At 71.1% G+C, this 20,409-nt stretch carries 18 protein-coding genes, 2 tRNA genes and 1 pseudogene; 12 read left to right on the top strand and 9 right to left on the bottom strand.

The annotated features are described in order from the left end of the window. Positions 1–4 precede the first annotated feature (4 nt). The 7 genes from AC5L3Z_RS11710 to rpmH all read right to left on the bottom strand — a co-directional run bounded on the left by AC5L3Z_RS11710 (position 5) and on the right by rpmH (position 5,079). Positions 5–1,375 carry a ParA family protein gene (locus tag AC5L3Z_RS11710; RefSeq protein WP_494841565.1) on the bottom strand — a complete coding sequence of 457 codons (1,371 nt, stop codon included), beginning with the start codon at positions 1,373–1,375 and terminating at the stop codon, positions 5–7. Between the two features lie 210 nt (positions 1,376–1,585). Further along, positions 1,586–2,287: a 16S rRNA (guanine(527)-N(7))-methyltransferase RsmG gene (gene rsmG, locus AC5L3Z_RS11705; RefSeq protein ID WP_494841696.1), complete on the bottom strand. Its 702-nt coding sequence runs from the start codon at positions 2,285–2,287 to the stop codon at positions 1,586–1,588. Positions 2,288–2,405: 118 nt separating this feature from the next. Further along, a complete protein-coding gene (locus AC5L3Z_RS11700; protein WP_494841564.1) occupies positions 2,406–3,002 on the bottom strand; it encodes a Jag family protein in 597 nt (198 codons plus the stop codon). 212 nt (positions 3,003–3,214) lie between these two features. Continuing rightward, positions 3,215–4,204: a membrane protein insertase YidC gene (yidC, locus tag AC5L3Z_RS11695; RefSeq protein ID WP_494841563.1), complete on the bottom strand. Its 990-nt coding sequence runs from the start codon at positions 4,202–4,204 to the stop codon at positions 3,215–3,217. 2 nt (positions 4,205–4,206) lie between these two features. Further along, positions 4,207–4,494 (bottom strand): membrane protein insertion efficiency factor YidD, encoded by a 288-nt coding sequence (yidD, locus tag AC5L3Z_RS11690; protein ID WP_494841562.1) that lies wholly within the window; start codon positions 4,492–4,494, stop codon positions 4,207–4,209. Then, positions 4,491–4,907, bottom strand: coding sequence for a ribonuclease P protein component (gene rnpA / locus AC5L3Z_RS11685; RefSeq protein ID WP_494841561.1), 417 nt, complete (start codon positions 4,905–4,907; stop codon positions 4,491–4,493). The genes yidD and rnpA overlap by 4 nt, the downstream gene beginning before the upstream one ends. A 34-nt stretch (positions 4,908–4,941) precedes the next feature. Then, positions 4,942–5,079, bottom strand: coding sequence for a 50S ribosomal protein L34 (gene rpmH, locus AC5L3Z_RS11680; RefSeq protein WP_320068331.1), 138 nt, complete (start codon positions 5,077–5,079; stop codon positions 4,942–4,944). A gap of 537 nt (positions 5,080–5,616) precedes the next feature. On the opposite strand from rpmH, the gene dnaA reads away from it, so the two are divergent. The 5 genes and pseudogenes from dnaA to AC5L3Z_RS11655 all read left to right on the top strand — a co-directional run. Then, on the top strand, positions 5,617–7,545 hold the full coding sequence (gene dnaA, locus AC5L3Z_RS11675; RefSeq protein ID WP_494841560.1) for a chromosomal replication initiator protein DnaA: 1,929 nt from the start codon (positions 5,617–5,619) through the stop codon (positions 7,543–7,545). 796 nt (positions 7,546–8,341) lie between these two features. Then, the gene (dnaN, locus tag AC5L3Z_RS11670) at positions 8,342–9,475 is read left to right on the top strand and encodes a DNA polymerase III subunit beta (RefSeq protein WP_494841559.1); all 1,134 of its coding nucleotides are present in this window, start codon (positions 8,342–8,344) and stop codon (positions 9,473–9,475) included. Between the two features lie 40 nt (positions 9,476–9,515). Continuing rightward, positions 9,516–10,388 (top strand): phosphogluconate dehydrogenase (NAD(+)-dependent, decarboxylating), encoded by an 873-nt coding sequence (gene gnd, locus AC5L3Z_RS11665; protein ID WP_494841558.1) that lies wholly within the window; start codon positions 9,516–9,518, stop codon positions 10,386–10,388. A gap of 16 nt (positions 10,389–10,404) precedes the next feature. Beyond that, entirely contained in the window at positions 10,405–11,538 is a 1,134-nt protein-coding gene (recF, locus tag AC5L3Z_RS11660; protein ID WP_494841557.1) for a DNA replication/repair protein RecF, read from the top strand. 208 nt (positions 11,539–11,746) lie between these two features. Next, a pseudogene (locus AC5L3Z_RS11655) lies at positions 11,747–12,319 on the top strand (DciA family protein); the annotation flags it as partial. A 6-nt stretch (positions 12,320–12,325) separates the two neighbouring features. On the opposite strand, the gene AC5L3Z_RS11650 reads toward AC5L3Z_RS11655, so the two are convergent. After that, positions 12,326–12,556 (bottom strand): hypothetical protein, encoded by a 231-nt coding sequence (locus tag AC5L3Z_RS11650; RefSeq protein ID WP_334529194.1) that lies wholly within the window; start codon positions 12,554–12,556, stop codon positions 12,326–12,328. A gap of 84 nt (positions 12,557–12,640) precedes the next feature. On the opposite strand from AC5L3Z_RS11650, the gene AC5L3Z_RS11645 reads away from it, so the two are divergent. Continuing rightward, a complete protein-coding gene (locus AC5L3Z_RS11645; protein WP_494841556.1) occupies positions 12,641–13,120 on the top strand; it encodes a MarR family winged helix-turn-helix transcriptional regulator in 480 nt (159 codons plus the stop codon). A gap of 32 nt (positions 13,121–13,152) precedes the next feature. Here AC5L3Z_RS11645 and AC5L3Z_RS11640 read toward each other — a convergent pair whose 3' ends face one another. Next, a complete protein-coding gene (locus tag AC5L3Z_RS11640; RefSeq protein ID WP_494841555.1) occupies positions 13,153–13,707 on the bottom strand; it encodes a hypothetical protein in 555 nt (184 codons plus the stop codon). A gap of 523 nt (positions 13,708–14,230) precedes the next feature. On the opposite strand from AC5L3Z_RS11640, the gene gyrB reads away from it, so the two are divergent. The 6 genes from gyrB to AC5L3Z_RS11610 all read left to right on the top strand — a co-directional run bounded on the left by gyrB (position 14,231) and on the right by AC5L3Z_RS11610 (position 20,381). Further along, a complete protein-coding gene (gyrB, locus tag AC5L3Z_RS11635) occupies positions 14,231–16,177 on the top strand; it encodes a DNA topoisomerase (ATP-hydrolyzing) subunit B (protein ID WP_494841554.1) in 1,947 nt (648 codons plus the stop codon). Between the two features lie 130 nt (positions 16,178–16,307). Further along, positions 16,308–18,830 carry a DNA gyrase subunit A gene (gene gyrA, locus AC5L3Z_RS11630; RefSeq protein WP_494841553.1) on the top strand — a complete coding sequence of 841 codons (2,523 nt, stop codon included), beginning with the start codon at positions 16,308–16,310 and terminating at the stop codon, positions 18,828–18,830. Positions 18,831–18,834: 4 nt separating this feature from the next. After that, positions 18,835–19,728 carry a DUF3566 domain-containing protein gene (locus tag AC5L3Z_RS11625; RefSeq protein ID WP_494841552.1) on the top strand — a complete coding sequence of 298 codons (894 nt, stop codon included), beginning with the start codon at positions 18,835–18,837 and terminating at the stop codon, positions 19,726–19,728. A 300-nt stretch (positions 19,729–20,028) separates the two neighbouring features. After that, a tRNA-Ile gene (locus AC5L3Z_RS11620) sits at positions 20,029–20,102 on the top strand. 43 nt (positions 20,103–20,145) lie between these two features. Next, entirely contained in the window at positions 20,146–20,274 is a 129-nt protein-coding gene (locus AC5L3Z_RS11615) for a DLW-39 family protein (protein ID WP_334529178.1), read from the top strand. Between the two features lie 31 nt (positions 20,275–20,305). Next, a tRNA-Ala gene (locus tag AC5L3Z_RS11610) sits at positions 20,306–20,381 on the top strand. Positions 20,382–20,409: the final 28 nt, after the last annotated feature.

The raw sequence follows: 20,409 nt of genomic DNA, 5'->3' as shown, positions 1-20,409 counted from the left end.
CGCACTACGCATTCCGGCTCACCGGCTCCTTGACGCCGCGCTCGGCGATCTCCAGGGCAGCCTCGAAGTAGCTCGTGGCGCCTCGTGATCCGGGATCGTAGGTCATCACCGACTGGCCGTAGCTGGGTGCCTCGGAGACGCGGACGTTGCGCGGAATGACCGCCTGGAGGACCTTGTCACCGAAGTGGTTCCGGACGTCCTGCTCGACCGCGTCGGCGAGCCGGGTGCGCCGGTCGTACATGGTGAGCAGGATCGTGGAGACCTCGAGCGCCGGGTTCAGGTGCTGGCGGACCAGGTTGATGTTGTTGATCAGCTGGTTCAGCCCCTCCAGCGCGTAGTACTCGCACTGGATGGGGATCAGCACCTCCTGCGCGGCCACCAGCGCGTTGACCGTCAGGAGGCCGAGCGAGGGCGGGCAGTCGATGAAGACGTAGTCGAAGTGCCCCGGGTAGGCGGCGATGGCCCGGGCCAGCCGGGACTCGCGGGCGACCACCGACACCAACTCGATCTCCGCGCCGGCCAGGTCGATGGTGGCGGGCACGCACCAGAGGTTGGGGATGCCCTCGACCTCCTGCGCCACCTCCTCCAGCGGCACGCTGTTGATCAGGCAGTCGTAGACGTCCGGCACCCCGGTGTGGTGCGGGACGTTCAGCCCGGTGGAGGCGTTGCCCTGCGGGTCGAGGTCGACCACGAGCACCCGGTTGCCGTGCAGGGCCAGCGCCACTGCCAGGTTCACCGTGGTCGTGGTCTTGCCCACGCCGCCCTTCTGGTTGGCGACGGACATCACCCGGGTCCGTTCCGGACGGGGCATGCTCACCTCGCCACTCGGATTAAGGATCTGCACGGCGCGCATCGCCTCCATAGCCAACGGTGGGTCATCCTCTTCGCGCGTCGGGGTTTCACGTGAAACGTACGTGGGACCGGTCGGGTCGACGGCCGAGGCCCCAGAGGCGGGGCTCGGCTTGTCGGCGCGCACCGGTTCCCGGGGCAGGGCGTCGGGCACCGCGTTCGGCTGCGGCTGTTGCGGCACGGGCGTCGGAACGTTGCCCCCGGTGCCCGGCTCGAATCGCGAGGGCGACCCGGAGTTGCGGCGGGTCGGGCCCGAGCGGTCCGCGGGCACGTTGGCCGGTCGAGCGACGGCGTCGAGGGGCGGGAGCGGAGAGCGCGACTGGGGGCCGGGACGTGCGGCGCCCACCGTCGGTGGGTCACGGTGCACGACGGGCTCGCAGTCCGGGGCGCGGGTCGCGGTCGGTTCCGACTGGTCGCCGGGCGCCCGGAATCGGGGCTCGGTTTCACGTGAAACGCCGTCCGCGCCGGGGGCCAGGCCCTCGGGGCGGATCAATCGTGGATCGTCGTACCTGTCGTCGTCATGCACCTGTCATCCCTGCCCGCTCCGGATGGTCGGTCCGCACCCGTCAACTGGTCGCACGCGCGCTCACACCGCGGAGGCGTACGGCCCGGCGGGAGCGGTCGGGAACCGCCCGCCCCACACTATCGACGCGCGGCCAGCCTACGGGGGACGGGCACGGCGGGTCCATCTCCGTTCTCGTCGCGTCCGACACCCTGCGCGGCCGGTGGGAGGCCGTCAGCGACCCTGCCTGCGGCCGCCACGCGACCGCTTCGGCGCCTTCTTGACCGACGGCGGTCGCACCACCCGCTCCCGTACGACCTCCACCACGGTCGTCGGCGGGTCGATGAGCCCCTCGCCGCAGAGGTGCACGCTCGGCTCACCGCCACCGAGTCGGGTGACCACCTCGGCGTGTTCGGCGATCTCGTCGGCGGCCGAGGAGCCCTTCAGCGCGAGGAGTCGACCTCTGGGCACCGCGAGGGGGAGGCACCAGGTGGCCAGCCGGTCCAGCGGAGCGACCGCCCGGGCGGTGACGACGTCCGCGCTGAACGGGCCGGTGCCGGTCTCCCCGGACGCCGCCTCGTCGGCCCGGCCCCGGAACACCCGGACCGTCCTGGCCAGGCCGAGATGCTGTACCGCCTCGACCAGGAACGAGGTGCGCCGGGCGAGCGGCTCGACCAGGGTCACCGTGAGGTCGGGTCGGGCGATCGCCAGGACCACGCCGGGCAGGCCGGCACCGGACCCGACGTCGATGACCGTGGCGCCCTCCGGGATCCGCTCCGCGACCGCCGCGCAGTTGAGCAGGTGCCGGTCCCAGATTCGCGGCGCCTCCCGCGGACCGATCAGGCCGCGGACCACGCCGTCGGTGGCGAGAAGTTCCGCGTACGCGGCGGCGAGGTCGAGCCGGTCACCGAAGAGCGCCTGCGCCGCCGGCGCCAGCGCGGGCGGCAGGGCGGCGTCCTCAGGCGAGGGAAGCGGGCGGACAGGGGCCGGCCCGGGCGGCGTGCCACCCGGGCCGGATTCGGCAGCCGCCGTGATGTCGTCGTGTGTCACCAGGTCAGTCCGCCGGCCGGACGATGATGCGCCGGTTCGGCTCGACACCCTCGGACTCGCTCTCCACGCCGCTCATGGCATTGACCACGTCGTGCACGCACTTGCGCTCGAAGGCGGACATCGGCTCGAGCCGGACCGACTCGCCGTGCTCCTTGACCTTCTCCACCGCGTTCTTGGCCACCGCGGCCAACTCCTTGCGCCGGGTGGCCCGGTAGCCGCCGACGTCGAGCAGCAGCCGGCTCGGCGCGCCGGTCTGGCGGAACACCGCCAGCCGGGCCAGCTCCTGGAGCGCCTCCAGGGTGGCGCCCCGCTGACCGACGAGGTTCTGCAACCGGCCGCCGACCACCTCGACGACCGGACGACCGCCGGAGACCAGCTCGTCGATGTCCCCGTCGTAGTCGAGGATGTCGAGCAGGCCCTCGATGTAGTCCGCGGCGATCTCGCTCTGCGCGAAGAGCTCGCCCTCGCCGGCGGCCTTCTTCTCCTTGCCGGTCGACTCGGTGTCGTTCTGCTCGGCCTCGTCCTCGCCGTCGAGGGCGGAGGTCGGCACGTTCTCCTCGTCGAGGGACGGTTCCGCGCTGGGGATGCTGGTCTCGGTCACGGTGTCATCTCCGTACTCGCTCGGCCGGACCGTCGGGTCCGCTGGTTTCCCGGGGTGCCGGCGGGAGAAGGCCGGTGCCCACGGGCACGTCTGTACGGGCAGTTTCGCCCGTGACCGCGCCTGGCGCGGCAGTTCCGGCCCGGCGCCGACCGTACGGCGGCTGCGCAGTGCCGGAAGGCCGCCGCCGGTGGTCCCGACGGCGGCCCGGTGGGTCAGCCCTGCCGCTTGGCGGGCCGGCCCTTCTTCGGGTTGACCGGCTTCGCACCCGGCTTTGGCCCGGCGACCTTCGGCGCGACGGGCTTGGCCGGCACCTGCGCGGCCGGCTTGGCGCGGTTGAGGAAGCCGCCGGTCTTCGCCGGCTGCACCGGGTTGCGGGGCGCGCCGCTGCCGACCTTGGTGTTGGTCACCAGGGGCGGGAACTTGCGCAGCACCCACTGCTGCTGACCGAGGGTGAAGAGGTTGTTGATGACCCAGTAGATGATCACACCGATCGGGAAGATCGCGCCGGAGATCAGCAGCGACAGGGGGATGCCGTAGAGCATCAGTCGCTGCACCATCCGCTGCTGCGGGTCCTCCGCCCAGCCGGTCTTGAGGATCATCTGGCGGCTGGTCAGGTATGTGGTGCCCATCATGACCAGCACGAGGATGCCGGCGATGACCTTGACCGTGGTGCCGTTGGCGCCGAGGCGGGCCAACTCGTCGGCGGTGGAGCCGAACTTGCCGGCGATCGGCGCGGTGAAGATCTTGGCGGCGGAGGCGCTCTCGAACTGGTCGACGGTCCAGCCGTAGAGGGTCTTGCTCTCCTTGGCCGGGTCGAGCCGGCGGAGCACGTGGAAGAGGCCGAGGAAGACGGGGATCTGGAGGAACATCGGAAGGCAGCCCATCAGCGGGTTGGCCTTTTCCTTCCGGTAGAGCTCCATCATCTCCTTCTGGAGCGTCTCCCGGTCACCCTTGTGCTTCTCCTGCAGCTCCTTGACCTTGGGCTGGAGCGCCTGCATCGCCCGCTGCGACTTGATCTGCTTGACGAAGACCGGGAAGAGGATCACCCGGACGGTGACCACCAGGAAGATGATGGCCAGGATCCAGGCCCAGTTCGTGCCGATGACCGCGTCGACCGGCACGCCGATGGCGTCCCAGGCCGAGTGCCAGGTCAGCAGGATCCACGAGATCGCGTAGTAGATCCAGTCGAGACTAAAATCCACTCTCAGGCTCCAGTCACATCGGCACGGCGGCGACCGCCCGGCTCCGGCACCGGGTCATGTCCACCAGGGTGGAAGGGGTGGCAGCGCAACAACCGCCCGACCGTCAGGCCGGCTCCCCGGAGCGCGCCGTGCCCGGCCACCGCCTCCAGGGCGTACGCACTGCACGACGGGTAGAACCGACAGCGGGCCGGCAGCGCCGGGCTTATCCAACGACGGTACGCGATGATGGGGCCACTCAGCACTCGGGCACCCGGGCTCGTCGGCCGCGGCGCGGCAGGTCCGCCGCTCACCGGGACCGCCGCCCCCGGGGCGCCCGCGCGGCCGCGATGGCCGCGTCCAGGTCGGCCCCCAACCGGGGGTACGCCGCCTCGGCCGCGGCGGGCAGGGCGCGTACCACCAGGGTGCTCCCCTCCGGCAGCTCGGCCAGGCGCTCACGGACCAGGTGCCGCAGCCGCCGCCGGACCTTGTTACGGACCACGGCGGGGCCGACGGCCTTGGACACGACGAAGCCGGCGCGGGTCGGCGTGGAGATCGTCTCCGTGCCGCTGACCCGCGCCGGCTCCGGCGAGGTTGTCGCGGTGGACTCGAGGGTCGCCGGCAGGGTCAGGTGGACGACGACCGCGCCACGACCGGCGCGTCGACCACCCCGGACCGCTGCGGCGAAGTCGTTGCTGCGCCGCAGTCGCTGTGCGGCCGTCAGCACGACTGCCCACGTCCCCGGACCGGACCGGTCGGCCTCAGGCCGACAGGCGGGTACGGCCCTTGGAGCGGCGGGTCGCGAGGATGGCACGGCCGGCACGGGTGCGCATGCGCAGCCGGAAGCCGTGGGTCTTCGCGCGCCGGCGGTTGTTCGGCTGGTAGGTGCGCTTGCTCACGTCAGGCTCTCCGTTTTCGTGCGCCCGCGGCGCGGGATCGCCGGGGTCGTGTGGTGGTCCGGGCCACCTTCGGCGGCGGCCTCCGATCGTGCTGCCCGACGGTGCGGAACCTCAGCGAGGCGGGGATGCGACCGCGGACAGCAAGCACCCATCACCCTAGCAGAGGGCCACAGAGCAGCCGCTCCAGCCTACGCAGGGGGGCAATGACCGTCAAACAGGTCCTCGACGGTACACGCGGGGCCGCGACCCCGACCGAACCGGCGGTTTTCACTGATGCCGACAAGAAGCGCGGAGGGTCGGCGGTTGATGGTGCCGGGTCGTCGCTGTTACCGTGCCCGATTGCGGTCAGCGTCTTCGGTCCGGGTTGTCGCCGGTGGGCAAGACCGGACAGGGCCGTGAATCGTTCGGCACGGTGAACCCGCTTCAGCGCTCCCCCGGACAAGGGGGGCAGGTCCGACCCGCGTCCAGCGGGCGGCACAATCGGTCGGTACACACAGGCTGTGGATAACTTGTGGATGCCGGTCGCCGAGTCGCCCGGTGGGTGAGGCACCACCCGCTCGAACGCGGTGGCGGGCCCGGAACGGTCGACTGGATCACAGCGGCGGCCGGGAGCAGAGGCGAGGGGGTGGCACGACGGTGGCCGGTACGACCGACCTGGCCGCGGTGTGGACCGCGGCGACGGACGAACTCGCCGACGAGATCATCTCCGCGCAGCAGCGCGCGTACCTGCGGCTGACCCGGCTGCGGGCGATCGTCGAGGACACCGCTCTGCTCTCCGTCCCGGACGCCTTCACCCGGGACGTGATCGAGTCCCGGCTGCGGCCGGCCATCACCGAGGCGCTCACCCGCCGGCTGGGCCGGCCGATACAGGTCGCGGTCACCGTGCGGGTCGCCGAGGACGCCGCCGGCCGTCCCGCCGGCACCGTCTACCGCAGCGGCCCCGAGCCCACCCAGGCCGAGTTCGACGTCCCCCGCGACGACTTCCCCGCCCGCGACGACTTCCCGGCCGGGCGGGACGACTTCCCCGCCGGGCGGCCGGCCTACGACGAGCCGGAGTCGGCGTATCCCGAGCGCCCGGGCGAGCCGGAGCAGGTGGCCGCGCCGCCGAACCGCGACGGACACCGCGGACTCATCCCGGCCAGCCGGACCGGCGGCCAGGACACCCTCTTCGGCGCGGCCTTCGCCGAACCGCTGCGGGTGAGTCCCCCCACACCGGAGCGGCGGGGCTTCGAGGAGCGGGGGCGGCTCGACCCGCCGGACACCGGCGCCCGCGGCTTCGAGCCCGCGTACCGTGACCAGGCCCGGCCACCTCGGGACGGGCAGGGTCCGCGCGGCCTGGCCCGCGACGGCGGTACGGACAGCGGTCCCGGACGGACCAACGCCGACCACCGCCCGGGCGGGCGGGACGACCGCCGCCCCGGCGGCGCGGAGAGCGGCGGCAACCGGCTCAACCCGAAGTACATGTTCGAGACGTTCGTCATCGGCTCGTCGAACCGGTTCGCGCACGCGGCGAGCGTCGCGGTGGCCGAGTCGCCGGCGAAGGCGTACAACCCGCTCTTCATCTACGGCAGCTCCGGGCTGGGCAAGACCCACCTGCTGCACGCCATCGGGCACTACGCCACGACGTTGGGCAACGCCCGCTCGGTCCGGTACGTCTCGACCGAGGAGTTCACCAACGACTTCATCAACTCCCTGCGGGACGACAAGACGCAGGCGTTCCAGCGGCGCTACCGCGACGTCGACATCCTCCTGATCGACGACATCCAGTTCCTGGAGAACCGCGAGCGCACCCAGGAGGAGTTCTTCCACACCTTCAACACCCTGCACAACGCCAACAAGCAGATCGTGATCACCTCCGACCGGTCGCCGCGCCAGCTCGCGACGCTGGAGGACCGGATGCGGACCCGGTTCGAGTGGGGGCTGCTGGCCGACATCCAGCCGCCGGACCTGGAGACCCGGATCGCGATCCTGCAGAAGAAGGCCGCGCAGGAGCGGATGTACGCCCCGCCGGACGTGCTGGAGTTCATCGCCTCCCGGGTGTCGAACTCGATCCGGGAGCTGGAGGGGGCGTTGATCCGGGTCACGGCGTTCGCCAGCCTGACCCGGTCGAACGTCGAGCTGTCGCTGGCCGAGGAGGTGCTGCGGGACTTCATGCCCGACGGGGGCGGGCCGGAGATCACCGCGGACCAGATCATGGTCTCCACGGCCGACTACTTCGGGGTGAGCCTGGAGGACCTGCGCGGGCACTCCCGCTCGCGGGTCCTGGTCAACGCCCGTCAGGTCGCCATGTACCTGTGCCGGGAGCTGACCGACCTCTCGCTGCCCCGGATCGGGCAGGCCTTCGGTGGCCGGGACCACACCACGGTCATGCACGCCGACCGGAAGATCCGCCAGCAGATGGCCGAGCGGCGCTCGCTCTACAACCAGATCGCCGAGCTGACCAACCGGATCAAGCAGAACACCTGAGTCGTACACCACTCCGGCGACGCCGGACCAGAGGTACGCGGACGCCCGGCCGATCACGGCCGGGCGTCTTTTTTCTGCCGCGGAGCGCCGGTGAGGGGCGAGCGGTTGACCCTCGAGTGGGTCGAGGGGCCAGGATCGGCGTCATGTTTGTCCACAGCGCGGCCTCGTTGTCCACATCCCCTGTTCCACAGGCGGTGGATAACCACGCTACGTCCGGGGTCGGTTACCCACAGACTGTGGACAAACCCTGGGGACGAGGCTGTGGACGCCTGGGGACGACGGTGAAGTTGTCCACCGACGACGATCCACCTGTGCACGGCCTGTTGAAGGTTCTGGGGACGACGTCGGTCACAGTCGTCGGCGCTGTCCACAGCACTGGGGAGAAACCCGGTGGATTACCCGTGGACAACCGGTGGACAACCGTGGACAACTCTGGGGACGACCCGGCCTGTGGAGCGGCGAGCCGGTTTACCCCCCGGTTCTCCACAGCCAACCCACCGGTGGATAACCTTCCTGAGCTGGGCGAACGCGGGTTCTCCACAGTTTGCACAGGTGCGAAGAAGACGATGAGTTATCTCTTCTAAAAGAATCAAAAACCAATCACCACCGTTGGACTTCCTGTGGATCGGGCCGGCCCCTGCCGTCGGCAGTCGCCCGGGCACCTGGATCCACGGGGTCGGGCGCACAGCCGATGCCCACGCGCCCTAAGGTGCGATGGGTACCCGCACGGTCGGGCGGGACGGCAGGCAGCGGTCGGCATGAGAGAGTTGTCGCTGACGTCGACGCGGAGGCATTGATGAAGTTCCGAGTAGAGCGCGACGCGCTCGCCGAAGCGGTGGCCTGGACCGCGAAGAGCCTGCCCAACCGGCCGTCCGTACCGGTCCTCGCCGGGGTGATGCTCCGGGTGACCGACGGCAACCTGCAGGTCTCCGGCTTCGACTACGAGGTCTCCAGCCAGGTGACCGTCGAGGTGCAGGGGGACGCCGACGGCGCCGCCCTCGTCTCCGGCCGCCTGCTCGCCGAGATCACCAAGGCGCTGCCGGCCAAGCCGGTGGACATCGCCGCGGTCGGCGCCCACCTGGAGCTGGTCTGCGGCAGCGCCCGGTTCACCCTGCCCACCATGCCGGTGGAGGACTACCCAAGCCTGCCGGAGATGCCGGAGAGCGCCGGCACGGTCGACGCCGCCGCCTTCGCCGCCGCGGTGGCCCAGGTGGCCGTGGCCGCCGGCCGGGACGAGACCCTGCCGATGATGACCGGCGTCCGCGTCGAGCTCTCCGGCGGCACCCTGGCCATGCTCGCCACCGACCGCTACCGGCTCGCGCTGCGCGAGATGGAGTGGCACCCGGACGACCCCGAGATCAGCATCAACGCCCTGGTGCCGGCGCGCACCCTGAACGACACCGCCAAGGCGCTCGGCCCCCTCGGCGGCCAGGTCACCATGGCGCTCTCCCAGGGCGCGGCCGGCGAGGGCATGATCGGCTTCGCCGGCGGCACCCGCCGCACCACCAGCCGACTGCTGGACGGGGCGAACTACCCGCCGGTGCGCTCGCTCTTCCCGGCCAGCCACAACGCCGAGGCCCGGGTGCCGGTCAGCACGCTGATCGAGGTGGTCAAGCGGGTCGCCCTGGTGGCCGAGCGGACCACCCCGGTGCTGCTCAGCTTCAGCTCCGACGGGCTCGTGGTCGAGGCCGGCGGCACCGAGGAGGCGCGGGCCAGCGAGGCGATGGAGGCCACCTTCACCGGCGAGCCGCTGACCATCGGCTTCAACCCGCAGTACCTGATCGACGGCCTGGCCAACCTGGGCGCCCAGCACGCGCAGCTGGCCTTCGTCGACGCCTTCAAGCCGGCGGTGATTTCCCCTGCCGGCGAGGATGGGGACGTCATCCCCGGGTACCGGTACCTCATCATGCCGATCCGCGTGTCCCGCTGATCGCGCCCAGCACAACCCAGACGCACGGAGGTAGGAGCACATGCAGCTCGGCCTGGTAGGACTCGGCCGGATGGGCGGCAACATGCGTGAGCGGTTGCGCGCGGCCGGCCACGAGGTGGTCGGCTTCGACCACAACGCGGAGCTGAGCGACGTCGCCAGCCTGTCGGAGCTGGCCGAGAAGCTGGAGTCGCCGCGCGCCGTCTGGGTGATGGTCCCGGCCGGGGTGACCGACGCGACCATCGACGAGCTCGCCGGCGTGCTGGGCGAGGGCGACATCATCATCGACGGCGGCAACTCGCGGTTCAGCGACGACGCGCCCCGGGCCGAGCGGCTCGCCGAGCGCGGCATCGGCTACCTCGACGTGGGTGTCTCCGGCGGCGTCTGGGGCAAGCAGAACGGGTACGGCCTGATGGTCGGCGGCGCGCAGGAGCACGTCGCCCGGCTGATGCCGGTCTTCCAGGCGCTCAAGCCGGAGGGCGAGTTCGGCTTCGTGCACGCCGGCCCGGTCGGCGCCGGCCACTACGCCAAGATGGTGCACAACGGCATCGAGTACGGCCTGATGCACGCCTACGCCGAGGGCTACGAGCTGCTGGCCAAGTCCGAGATCGTGACCAACGTGCCGGGCGTCTTCAAGTCCTGGCGCGAGGGCACCGTGGTCCGCTCCTGGCTGCTCGACCTGCTCGACCGGGCCCTCGACGAGGACCCGGAGCTGGCCGAGCTGAGCGGCTACACCGAGGACACCGGCGAGGGGCGCTGGACCGTCGACGAGGCGGTCCGGCTCGCCGTGCCGCTGAACGTCATCACCGCGTCGCTCTTTGCCCGGTTCGCCTCCCGGCAGGACGACTCTCCCGCGATGAAGGCCGTCGCCGCGCTGCGCCAGCAGTTCGGTGGGCACGCCGTCCGCAAGCGCTGAGCGGTATCCACAACCTGTGTACGTCCGCCGGCTCGAACTGGTCGACTTCCGTTCGTACGAGCGGGTCGGCGTCGACCTGGAGCCGGGGCCGAACGTCCTGATCGGCGCCAACGGCGTCGGCAAGACCAACCTGGTCGAGGCGTTGGGCTACGTGGCGACCCTGGACTCGCACCGGGTCGCCACGGACGCCCCCCTGGTCCGGATGGGCGCCACCGCGGCGGTGATCCGCTGCGCGGTGGTCCACGAGGGCCGGGAGCTCCTGGTCGAGCTGGAGATCGTCCCCGGCAAGGCCAACCGGGCCCGGCTGGGCCGGTCACCGGCGCGGCGGGCCCGGGACGTGCTCGGCGCGCTGCGGCTGGTGCTCTTCGCTCCGGAGGACCTGGAGCTGGTCCGGGGCGACCCCGCCGAGCGCCGCCGCTACCTGGACGACCTGCTGGTCAGCCGGCAGCCCCGGTACGCCGGGGTGCGTGCCGACTACGAGCGGGTGGTCAAGCAGCGCAACGCCCTGCTGCGCACCGCGTACCTGGCCCGCAAGACGGGCGGGACGCGCGGTGGTGACCTCTCCACCCTGGCGGTCTGGGACACCCACCTGGCGCAGCACGGCGCGGAGCTGCTCGCCGGCCGGCTGGAGCTGGTCGCCGCGCTCGCTCCGCACGTGGCGAAGGCGTACGACGCGGTGGCCGCCGGCCGGGGCGCGGCGGGCATCGCGTACCGGCCGTCGGTGGAGCTGACCGAGCCGACCACCGACCGGGCGACGCTGGCCGAGGCGTTGACCGCCGCGCTGGCCGAAGCCCGGTCGGCGGAGATCGAACGGGGCACCACCCTGGTCGGGCCGCACCGCGACGAGCTCACCCTCACCCTCGGCCCACTGCCCGCCAAGGGGTACGCCAGCCACGGCGAGTGCTGGTCGTACGCGCTGGCCCTGCGGCTGGCCGGGTACGACCTGCTGCGCGCCGACGGCATCGAGCCGGTGCTGGTGCTGGACGACGTCTTCGCCGAGCTGGACGCGGGCCGGCGGGAGCGGCTGGCCGACCTGGTCGGCGGGGCCGGACAGCTCCTGGTCACCTGCGCCGTCGACGACGACGTGCCGGCGACCCTGCGCGGCACCCGCTACGCGGTCGGTGAGGGAACGGTGCGACGTGTCGACTGATCCGGAGCGCGCCGGCGGGACCGGTGAGCCGACGAAGGCGACGGGTGGACCGCGCCGCACCGCCTCGGGCGGGGCGCGCGGTGCGCGTACTCCCCGGGGTGCCGGAACCGGGTCGGAGGCGGACGCCGCCCGCCCGGCCGGCGGCGGCGCGGACGCCGGGGGGCGGCGAGCCGGCGCCACCGGCGGCGGACCGACCGGCGCGCGGACGCCGGGTGCCGACGGCGGACCGGCGGCGGGCGGCGACGCGGGCGGAGCGCCGGCGGGTGACCCGGGCGCGGTGGCCGGGCCGGAGCTGGCCCGGGCCGTGCTGGACGCGGCGAAGGCCCGCCGGGAGTCGGCGGCGAAGAACCGCCGCAGGAGCGTGGCCGGCGGGGACGGCGGCGGTGAGCGGCGGCTGCGCGGCTACTCCGGGCCGGGCCCGGACCCGCGCGACCCGCAGCCGCTCGGTGTGGTGCTGGAGCGGTTGATGAAGGCGCGCGGCTGGCAGCAGCCGGCCGCCGAGGCGACCGTCTTCGGCGCCTGGGAGAAGGTCGTCGGCGCGGAGATCGCCCAGCACAGCCGGCCGGTGAAGCTGGAGGACGGCGAGCTGACGGTGGAGGCGCGCTCCACCGCCTGGGCGACCCAGCTCCGGTTGCTCGCGGCGTCGCTGCTCAAGCGGATCGCCGGCGAGGTGGGCCACAACGTGGTGCGCAAGCTGCACATCCACGGTCCGGCGGCGCCGTCCTGGTCGCGGGGTCCGCGTCGGGTCCGCGGCCGGGGGCCGCGGGACACCTACGGCTGAGCGGGCTCAGCGCCCGGCGCGTCGGGCCTCGCGGGCGGCGCGCTTGCGCTCCCGCTGCTCGCGGCTCCACTGCTTGCGCCGCTCCAGGTCCTGCTTCCACAGCTCGCGGGCCTGCGTCGACCCGCCCTGCACGGCGCCCTGCACCCCCTCGGCGGGGCCGGCCAGGTACTTGTAGGCCCAGGCCCAGAGCCGACCGCCTTCACCCGGTGCCTTCGCGGCCTTACCGTCCTCGCTCATGCCTGCCCGACCTCTCCGTCGCCACCCCGGACACTTTGTGCCCCAACAATTGGTACACCAAACGTTGCTACGATGACAATGGCGATGAGGAGGTCGACCGTGCCCAACCAGCTCGACGGGGATCCGCTGGCGTTGGAGCAGCAGGTGTGCTTCGCGCTCTCGGTCGCCGCGCGCGGCGTCGTCTCCGTCTACCGGCCCCTGCTGGAGCCGATGGGCCTGACCCATCCGCAGTACCTGGTCATGCTCGCCCTGTGGCAGCACGCGCCGCTCTCGGTGCGGGAGCTGAGCCGGCTGCTCCAGCTCGACCCCGGCACGCTGTCGCCGTTGTTGAAGCGCCTGGAGGCCGCCGGTCACGTGCGCCGGGAGCGCGACCCCGCCGACGAGCGGAGCCTGGCCGTGACGCTCACCGCCAGTGGTGTGGCCCTGCGCGACCGCGCGGAGCGGATCCCGCCGGCGATCGTCGAACGGCTCGGACTGCCGATCGAGGACCTGCGGCACCTGCACACCGTGCTGACCGAGGTGATCGCCGCGACCAACCGGGCCGGGTCGGGCGCACCGTCCTGATCCGGCCGGCGGGCCCGGCCCGGACGACCCGGTCAGGCGTCGGCGTAGACGGCGAAGCCGCGGTCGGCGCAGCGCCGGTAGAAGGCGGCGAGCACGCCCAGCTCGGCGCAGGTGAAGTCCCACTGCGGCGGGTCGCCGCTCTCGTCGCGCAGCCGGTCCAGCCGGCTGTCCAACCAGCGCAGCTGCTGCTCGGCCAGCCGCCCGTCGGCCAGCAGCGAGCGGAGCACCTCGCTGACCGACTCGAAGGTCACCGCCTCACCGTACGGCCGGTGCTGGACGACGAACTTCTCCACCCCGCCGGCGACCCAGGCGCAACCGTCCGGGTCGATCACCGGGTCCTCGTCCTCGGCGGCCGCCTCAGTGGCGTAGAGCACATTCTCCAGCCCGAGGATCAGGTCGACCAGCTCGGTGTAGGCGGTGGCCCGGACCGTGCCCGTCTTGGCGATGTGTTCGGCGAGCGCGGCGGTCGGTGCGGAAATCTGCGGAACGTCCACGATCTCGCCGAAATCGACGAACTCGGCCGGCGCGACCGGATCGTAGAAGCGGCCGGTCCGCGGCCAGTGCACCGCGACGTTGTCCAGCCCCATCTGGCGTCACCCCTTGTGAGCACGTGTCGGATCGATCGGGTCGATCGTCCCGGTAATGGATGGAAAAGATCAAGACCAACACCGCTGGCGCCGCAAAGCTACGGTACGGCCGGTTCGCGCGCGACCCCTGGCCGCCCACCGTCCGGCCCGATCCGGGGGCGGCAGCCGCCCCCGAACCCCCCGTGGCGTGTAGGGGGAGTCGCGGGCAGCGCGATTCGGCCGGCTACGGAGGTCTCAGACGCCTCGCAGGGGTGCCGAGTGGCGGTTCTGTCGTTCGCGCACAGTAAGATTGACGCAGAGACGAAGACCCGACACGGAACGACGGACACGGGCCCCCGGGGCCCTTGATCATTGTTCACGTCGGGTTGAGCCGATCGCGATCCGCGGGCAACCGCGGCGACCGGCGTACGCGATCCGTGACCTGGAGTTCCCGGGGCCGGTCCGTGCGCGCCGACGTCGCGTCCTGTCCGCCGAACCCGCGCCCCCGCGCCTCGGCGCGGTCGGTGCGAGAAAGTGGCCGAGGGTGGCAGCGCAGGACAAGCAGGAGTACGGCGCCGAGTCGATCACCGTTCTGGAAGGGCTGGAGGCGGTTCGCAAGCGGCCCGGCATGTACATCGGGTCGACGGGCGAACGTGGTCTGCACCACCTCGTGTGGGAGGTCGTGGACAACGCCGTGGACGAGGCGCTGGCCGGCCACTGCGACACCATCGACGTGGTGCTGCTGGCCGACGGCGGGGTCCGGGTCACCGACAACGGCCGTGGCTTCCCGGTCGACCTCCACCCCAAGCTGAAGAAGCCGGGTGTCGAGGTCGCCCTCACCGTGCTGCACGCGGGCGGCAAGTTCGACGGCAAGGCGTACGCGGTCTCCGGCGGTCTGCACGGCGTCGGCGTCTCGGTGGTGAACGCCCTCTCCACCAAGATGGCGGTGGAGATCCACAAGTCCGGCTTCGTCTGGCGCCAGCAGTACGCCAACTCCAAGCCGTCGCCGCTGGAGAAGGGCGAGACCACCGACCGGACCGGCTCGGCGGTCTCCTTCTGGCCCGACGCCGACGTCTTCGAGACCGTCGACTTCGACTTCCAGACCATCTACCGGCGCCTCCAGGAGATGGCCTTCCTCAACCGCGGTCTCACCATCCACCTGCTCGACGAGCGGGTCGCCGAGGAGGAGGACGGCCGGCAGCGCGAGGTCACCTTCTGCTACAAGGGCGGCATCGCCGACTTCGTCCGGCACCTCAACGCCTCGAAGAACCCGATCCACAAGACGGTGGTCGAGTTCGGGGCCGAGGAGGAGGGCATGTCGGTCGAGATCGCCATGCAGTGGAACGAGTCGTACGGCGAGTCGGTCTACACCTTCGCGAACACGATCAACACGCACGAGGGCGGCACCCACGAGGAGGGCTTCCGGTCCGCGCTGACCAGCGTGGTGAACCGCTACGGCGCCGACAAGAAGCTGCTCAAGGGCGACGAGAAGCTCTCCGGCGAGGACATCCGCGAGGGCCTGGCCGCGATCATCTCGGTCAAGCTGGCCAACCCGCAGTTCGAGGGGCAGACCAAGACCAAGCTCGGCAACACGCCGGTCAAGAGCTTCGTGCAGCGGGTCTGCAACGAGTGGCTGGTCGACTGGTTCGACCGCAACCCGGCCGAGGCCAAGACCATCATCACCAAGGCGTCCCAGGCGGCCCGGGCCCGGATCGCCGCGCAGCAGGCGCGCAAGCTGGCCCGGCGCAAGTCGCTGCTGGAGTCCGGCTCGATGCCGGGCAAGCTGGCCGACTGCCAGTCCACCGACCCGCGCGAGTCCGAGGTCTTCATCGTCGAGGGCGACTCGGCCGGTGGCTCGGCCAAGCAGGGGCGCGACCCGCGGACCCAGGCGATCCTGCCGATCCGCGGCAAGATCCTCAACGTGGAGAAGGCACGGATCGACCGGGTGCTGAAGAACAACGAGGTCCAGGCGCTGATCACCGCGCTGGGCACCGGCATCCACGACGACTTCGACATGGAGAAGCTGCGGTACCACAAGGTGGTGCTGATGGCCGACGCCGACGTCGACGGCCAGCACATCCAGACGCTGCTGCTCACCCTGCTCTTCCGCTTCATGCGGCCCCTGGTCGAGCTGGGGCACGTCTACCTGGCCGCCCCGCCGCTCTACAAGATCAAGTGGAACAAGAAGGGCGACGACGCGCAGTACGCCTACTCGGACCGCGAGCGGGACGGGCTGATCGCGCTGCGCCAGCAGAAGAAGCCCAACGCCCGGCCGGACGACATCCAGCGGTTCAAGGGCCTCGGCGAGATGAACTACCCCGAGCTGTGGGAGACCACGATGAACCCGGCCACCCGTACGCTGCGCCAGGTCACGCTCGACGACGCCGCGACCGCCGACGAGCTGTTCAGCGTGCTGATGGGTGAGGACGTCGAGGCGCGCCGTTCGTTCATCCAGCGCAACGCCAAGGACGTGCGGTTCCTCGACATCTGACGGCACCGGACGGGTCGGCCGGGCAGTCCCCGGCCGACCCGTCGGTCCACAGAGTTATCCACAGCTTGGCCGGTTTCCACAGCCGTTATCCACAGCACGAAAACGACTCTGAGTCTGATAAGGGTTAACAGTGACCGATACTCCCGAGTCCATCCCGAACGAGCCGGAGATCCCGGAGACAACCGTCGCGGCCGTCGTGCAGCACGACCGGATCGAGCCGGTGGGCCTCGAGGTCGAGATGCAGCGCTCGTACCTCGACTACGCGATGAGCGTCATCGTCGGGCGGGCCCTGCCGGACGTCCGGGACGGGCTCAAGCCGGTCCACCGCAAGATCCTCTACGCCATGTTCGACTCGGGTTACCGGCCGGACCGCGGCTACGTGAAGTGCTCCCGCGTCGTCGGCGACGTGATGGGCCAGTTCCACCCGCACGGCGACTCGGCGATCTACGACGCGCTGGTCCGGATGGCGCAGCCCTGGTCGCTGCGGTACCCGCTGGTCGACGGCAACGGCAACTTCGGCTCGCCGGGCAACGACCCGGCCGCCGCCATGCGGTACACCGAGTGCAAGCTCGACCCGCTGGCCATGGAGATGCTGCGGGACATCGACGAGGACACCGTCGACCTCCAGGACAACTACGACGGCCGGGCCAAGGAGCCCACCATCCTGCCGTCGCGGATCCCCAACCTGCTGGTCAACGGCTCCGAGGGCATCGCGGTCGGCATGGCCACCAAGATCCCCCCGCACAACCTGCGCGAGATCGGCGCGGCGGTGCAGTGGTGCCTGGAGCACCCGGAGGCGGACGAGGCGACCACCCTCGAAGCGCTGCTGGAGATCGTCAAGGGCCCCGACTTCCCCACCTACGGCCTGATCGTCGGCCAGGCCGCCATCCAGGACGCGTACCGCACCGGGCGGGGCTCGATCCGGATGCGCGCGGTGGTCGAGGTCGAGGAGGACAAGCGCGGTCGCCCCTGCCTGGTGGTCAGCGAGCTGCCCTACCAGGTCAACCCGGACAACCTCGCCGAGCGGATCGCCGAGCTGATCAAGGAGGGCAAGCTCGCCGGCATCGCCGACATCCGCGACGAGTCCTCCGGGCGTACCGGCATGCGGATCGTGCTCGTCCTGAAGCGCGACGCGGTCGCCAAGGTGGTGCTGAACAACCTCTACAAGCACACCCAGCTCCAGGAGACCTTCGGCGCCAACATGCTGGCCCTGGTCGACGGCGTGCCGCGCACGCTGAACCTGGCCCAGTTCATCCGCTACTACGTCGAGCACCAGATCGACGTGATCCGCCGGCGGACCGCGTTCCGGCTGCGCAAGGCCGAGGAGCGGGCGCACATCCTGCGCGGTCTGGCCAAGGCGCTGGACGCCCTCGACGAGGTGATCGCCCTGATCCGGCGCTCGCCCACCGTCGACGACGCCCGCCAGGGCCTGATCCGGCTGCTGGAGATCGACGAGATCCAGGCGACCGCGATCCTGGACATGCAGCTGCGCCGCCTGGCCGCCCTGGAGCGGCAGCGGATCATCGACGACCTCACCAAGCTCGAGATCGAGATCGCCGACCTCAAGGACATCCTCGCCAAGCCCGAGCGGCAGCGGCGGATCGTCTCGGAGGAGCTCGGCGAGATCGTCGCGAAGTGGGGCGACGACCGGCGTACGAAGATCGTGCCGTTCGACGGCGAGGTCTCGATGGAGGACCTGATCGCCCGCGAGGACGTGGTGGTCACCATCACCCGCACCGGGTACGCCAAGCGCACCAAGGTCGACCTGTACCGCTCCCAGCGGCGCGGCGGCAAGGGCGTCAGCGGGGCGACGCTGCGGCAGGACGACATCGTCAGCCACTTTTTCGTATGCTCCACACACGACTGGATCCTGTTCTTCACCAACAAGGGCCGCGTCTACCGGGCCAAGGCGTACGAGTTGCCGGAAGCCAGTAGGGTGGCCAAGGGCCAGCACGTGGCCAACCTGCTCGCCTTCCTGCCGGACGAGCAGATCGCTCAGATCATCGAAATCCCGAACTACCAGGTGGCGCCCTACCTGGTACTCGCCACGAAGAACGGCCTGGTGAAGAAGACTCGGCTCGAGGAGTTCGACTCCAACCGCTCCGGTGGCATCATCGCGATCAACCTGCGTGATGAGGACGAGCTGGTCGGAGCGGCCCTCGTCGCGCCCTCGGACGACCTGCTCCTGGTCTCCAAGAAGGCGCAGGCGATCCGGTTCAACGCCAGCGACGAGGCGCTGCGCCCGATGGGTCGGGCGACCACGGGCGTGATCGGCATGCGCTTCACCGACGACGACGTCCTGCTCGCCATGGAGGTGGTCCGGGAGGGCATGGACGTTCTGGTGGCAACGAACGGGGGATACGCGAAACGTACCCCGATCGAGGAATACCCGGTCCAGGGCCGGGGAGGTAAGGGCGTGCTGACTGCGAAGATCACCGAACGACGCGGTGGTCTGGTCGGCGCTGTCGTGATCGACCCGGACGACGAGCTGTTCGCCATCACCAGCAACGGCGGTGTCATCCGGACTCCGGTGAAGCCTGTACGCCGTACGCGTGACCGGAACACAATGGGGGTCAAGCTGATGGACCTCCCGGACGGCGTGACTATCGTGGCGATTGCTCGCAATGCCGACGAGCCTGACGAACAGGACTAGTTGAATGACGGAGACACAGGCGAAGTCGGGGAACACGGGGACCTCGGCCAACCCGGTCGACGAGGAGGCCGCCAAGGGCGGCACAACCGCGGCCGGTCGCGCTGCCGTGGGCCGGGCGACCGTCCCCGCCGATGCGCCTGCCCCGAAGTTCACCCGGGCCCCGGGAATGGCACCGCCACCGGACAAGCCCGGCGACGACTCGGGGACGAGTAGCGAGCAGGCCCCCACATCGGGGACCGACGCGCCCAGCTCCGCCACCGTGCCGGTGGTCACCTCGGCCAAGTCGAGCAACACGACCCAGCCGATCAGGGCCGGGGCCGCCACGTCCCCGGCCACCACCGGCACCCAGCCGAAGGTGACCGGGGGCGCCAAGCCGTCCCCGGACGGTGCCCGTCAGGCGTCCACCGGTCGCCCCGCCAACGGTGGCGGCCTGCCGCCGGGCATCGGTGGCGCGGCCGCCGTCGGAGCCGCGCGGGTCGGTGACGCGGTACGCGCCGCGCGTACCTCGGTCAGCTCGGCCGCTTCCCGCGGGCCGCGCCGGGCCCGGCTGAACCTCAAGCGGATCGACCCCTGGTCCGTGATGAAGTTCGCCTTCGCCGTCTCCGTGGTGCTCTTCATCGTCGTGGTGGTCGCCACCTCGGTGCTCTACCTGGCCCTCGACGCGATGGGGGTCTTCCAGAGCGTCAACGACAGCCTGACCGACCTGGTCAACGCCGGCGGTGGGCAGAGCGCCAGCGGCTTCCAGATCACCGCCAAGGGTGTGATCCTCAGCTCGGCGCTGATCGGCCTGGTCAACGTCGTGCTGTTCACCGCCCTCGCCACGCTCGGCGCGTTCGTCTACAACGTCTGCGCCGACCTGGTCGGCGGGATCGAGCTGACCCTCGCCGAGCGCGACTGATCCTCAGCCACACCGACGCCGGGGCCGCCGCCATCGCGGTAGCCCCGGCGTCGCCGCGTCCGGCCCCGGTTCCCGAGTGGGGCGCCCCCGGTAGCCCCGGTTTGCGGCGTGTCGGGGTGTCCGCTCGTCGGGACACCCCGACACGCCGCAAACCGGGGGGCGATCTCGGGGCGAGGCCCCGGGGAAAGCGGTCGCCGATGTGCGGCCGCTCCGGGTACGGTCACAGAGGGCGCGAGCGCCACGGCCACCCCCGATTTGGGGCCGGACGAGGCGATGGGTTAACCTTGCTCGTCGCCACGCGGGGCTATAGCTCAGTCGGTTAGAGCGCAGAGCTGATAACTCTGAGGTCGCTGGTTCGATTCCAGCTAGCCCCACCGCACACCGTTCCGACGGCACGTCGAGCGCGAGGGGTCTCCCATGGTCAAGAAGCTCCTGTTCCTCGTCGGCATCGTCGGCGTCGCCGCCGTCGTGGCCAAGAAGGTCAAGGCTTCCAACGACGAGCGCGCCCTGTGGCACGAGGCCACCACCGCGCCCGACCTGCGCTGACGCTCGTGCCTGGCGGCAATGGTCGCCACTGGGGGCCCTAGCTCAACTGGCAGAGCACTGCCTTTGCAAGGCAGGGGTTAGGGGTTCGAGTCCCCTGGGCTCCACCACACCACTTGACCTGGTCACAAGCTCGGC

The organism is Micromonospora sp. LZ37 (assembly GCF_059359015.1).
Note: the sequence above shows the minus strand (reverse complement) of the source record. Positions and strands in the feature narration are given on the sequence as shown.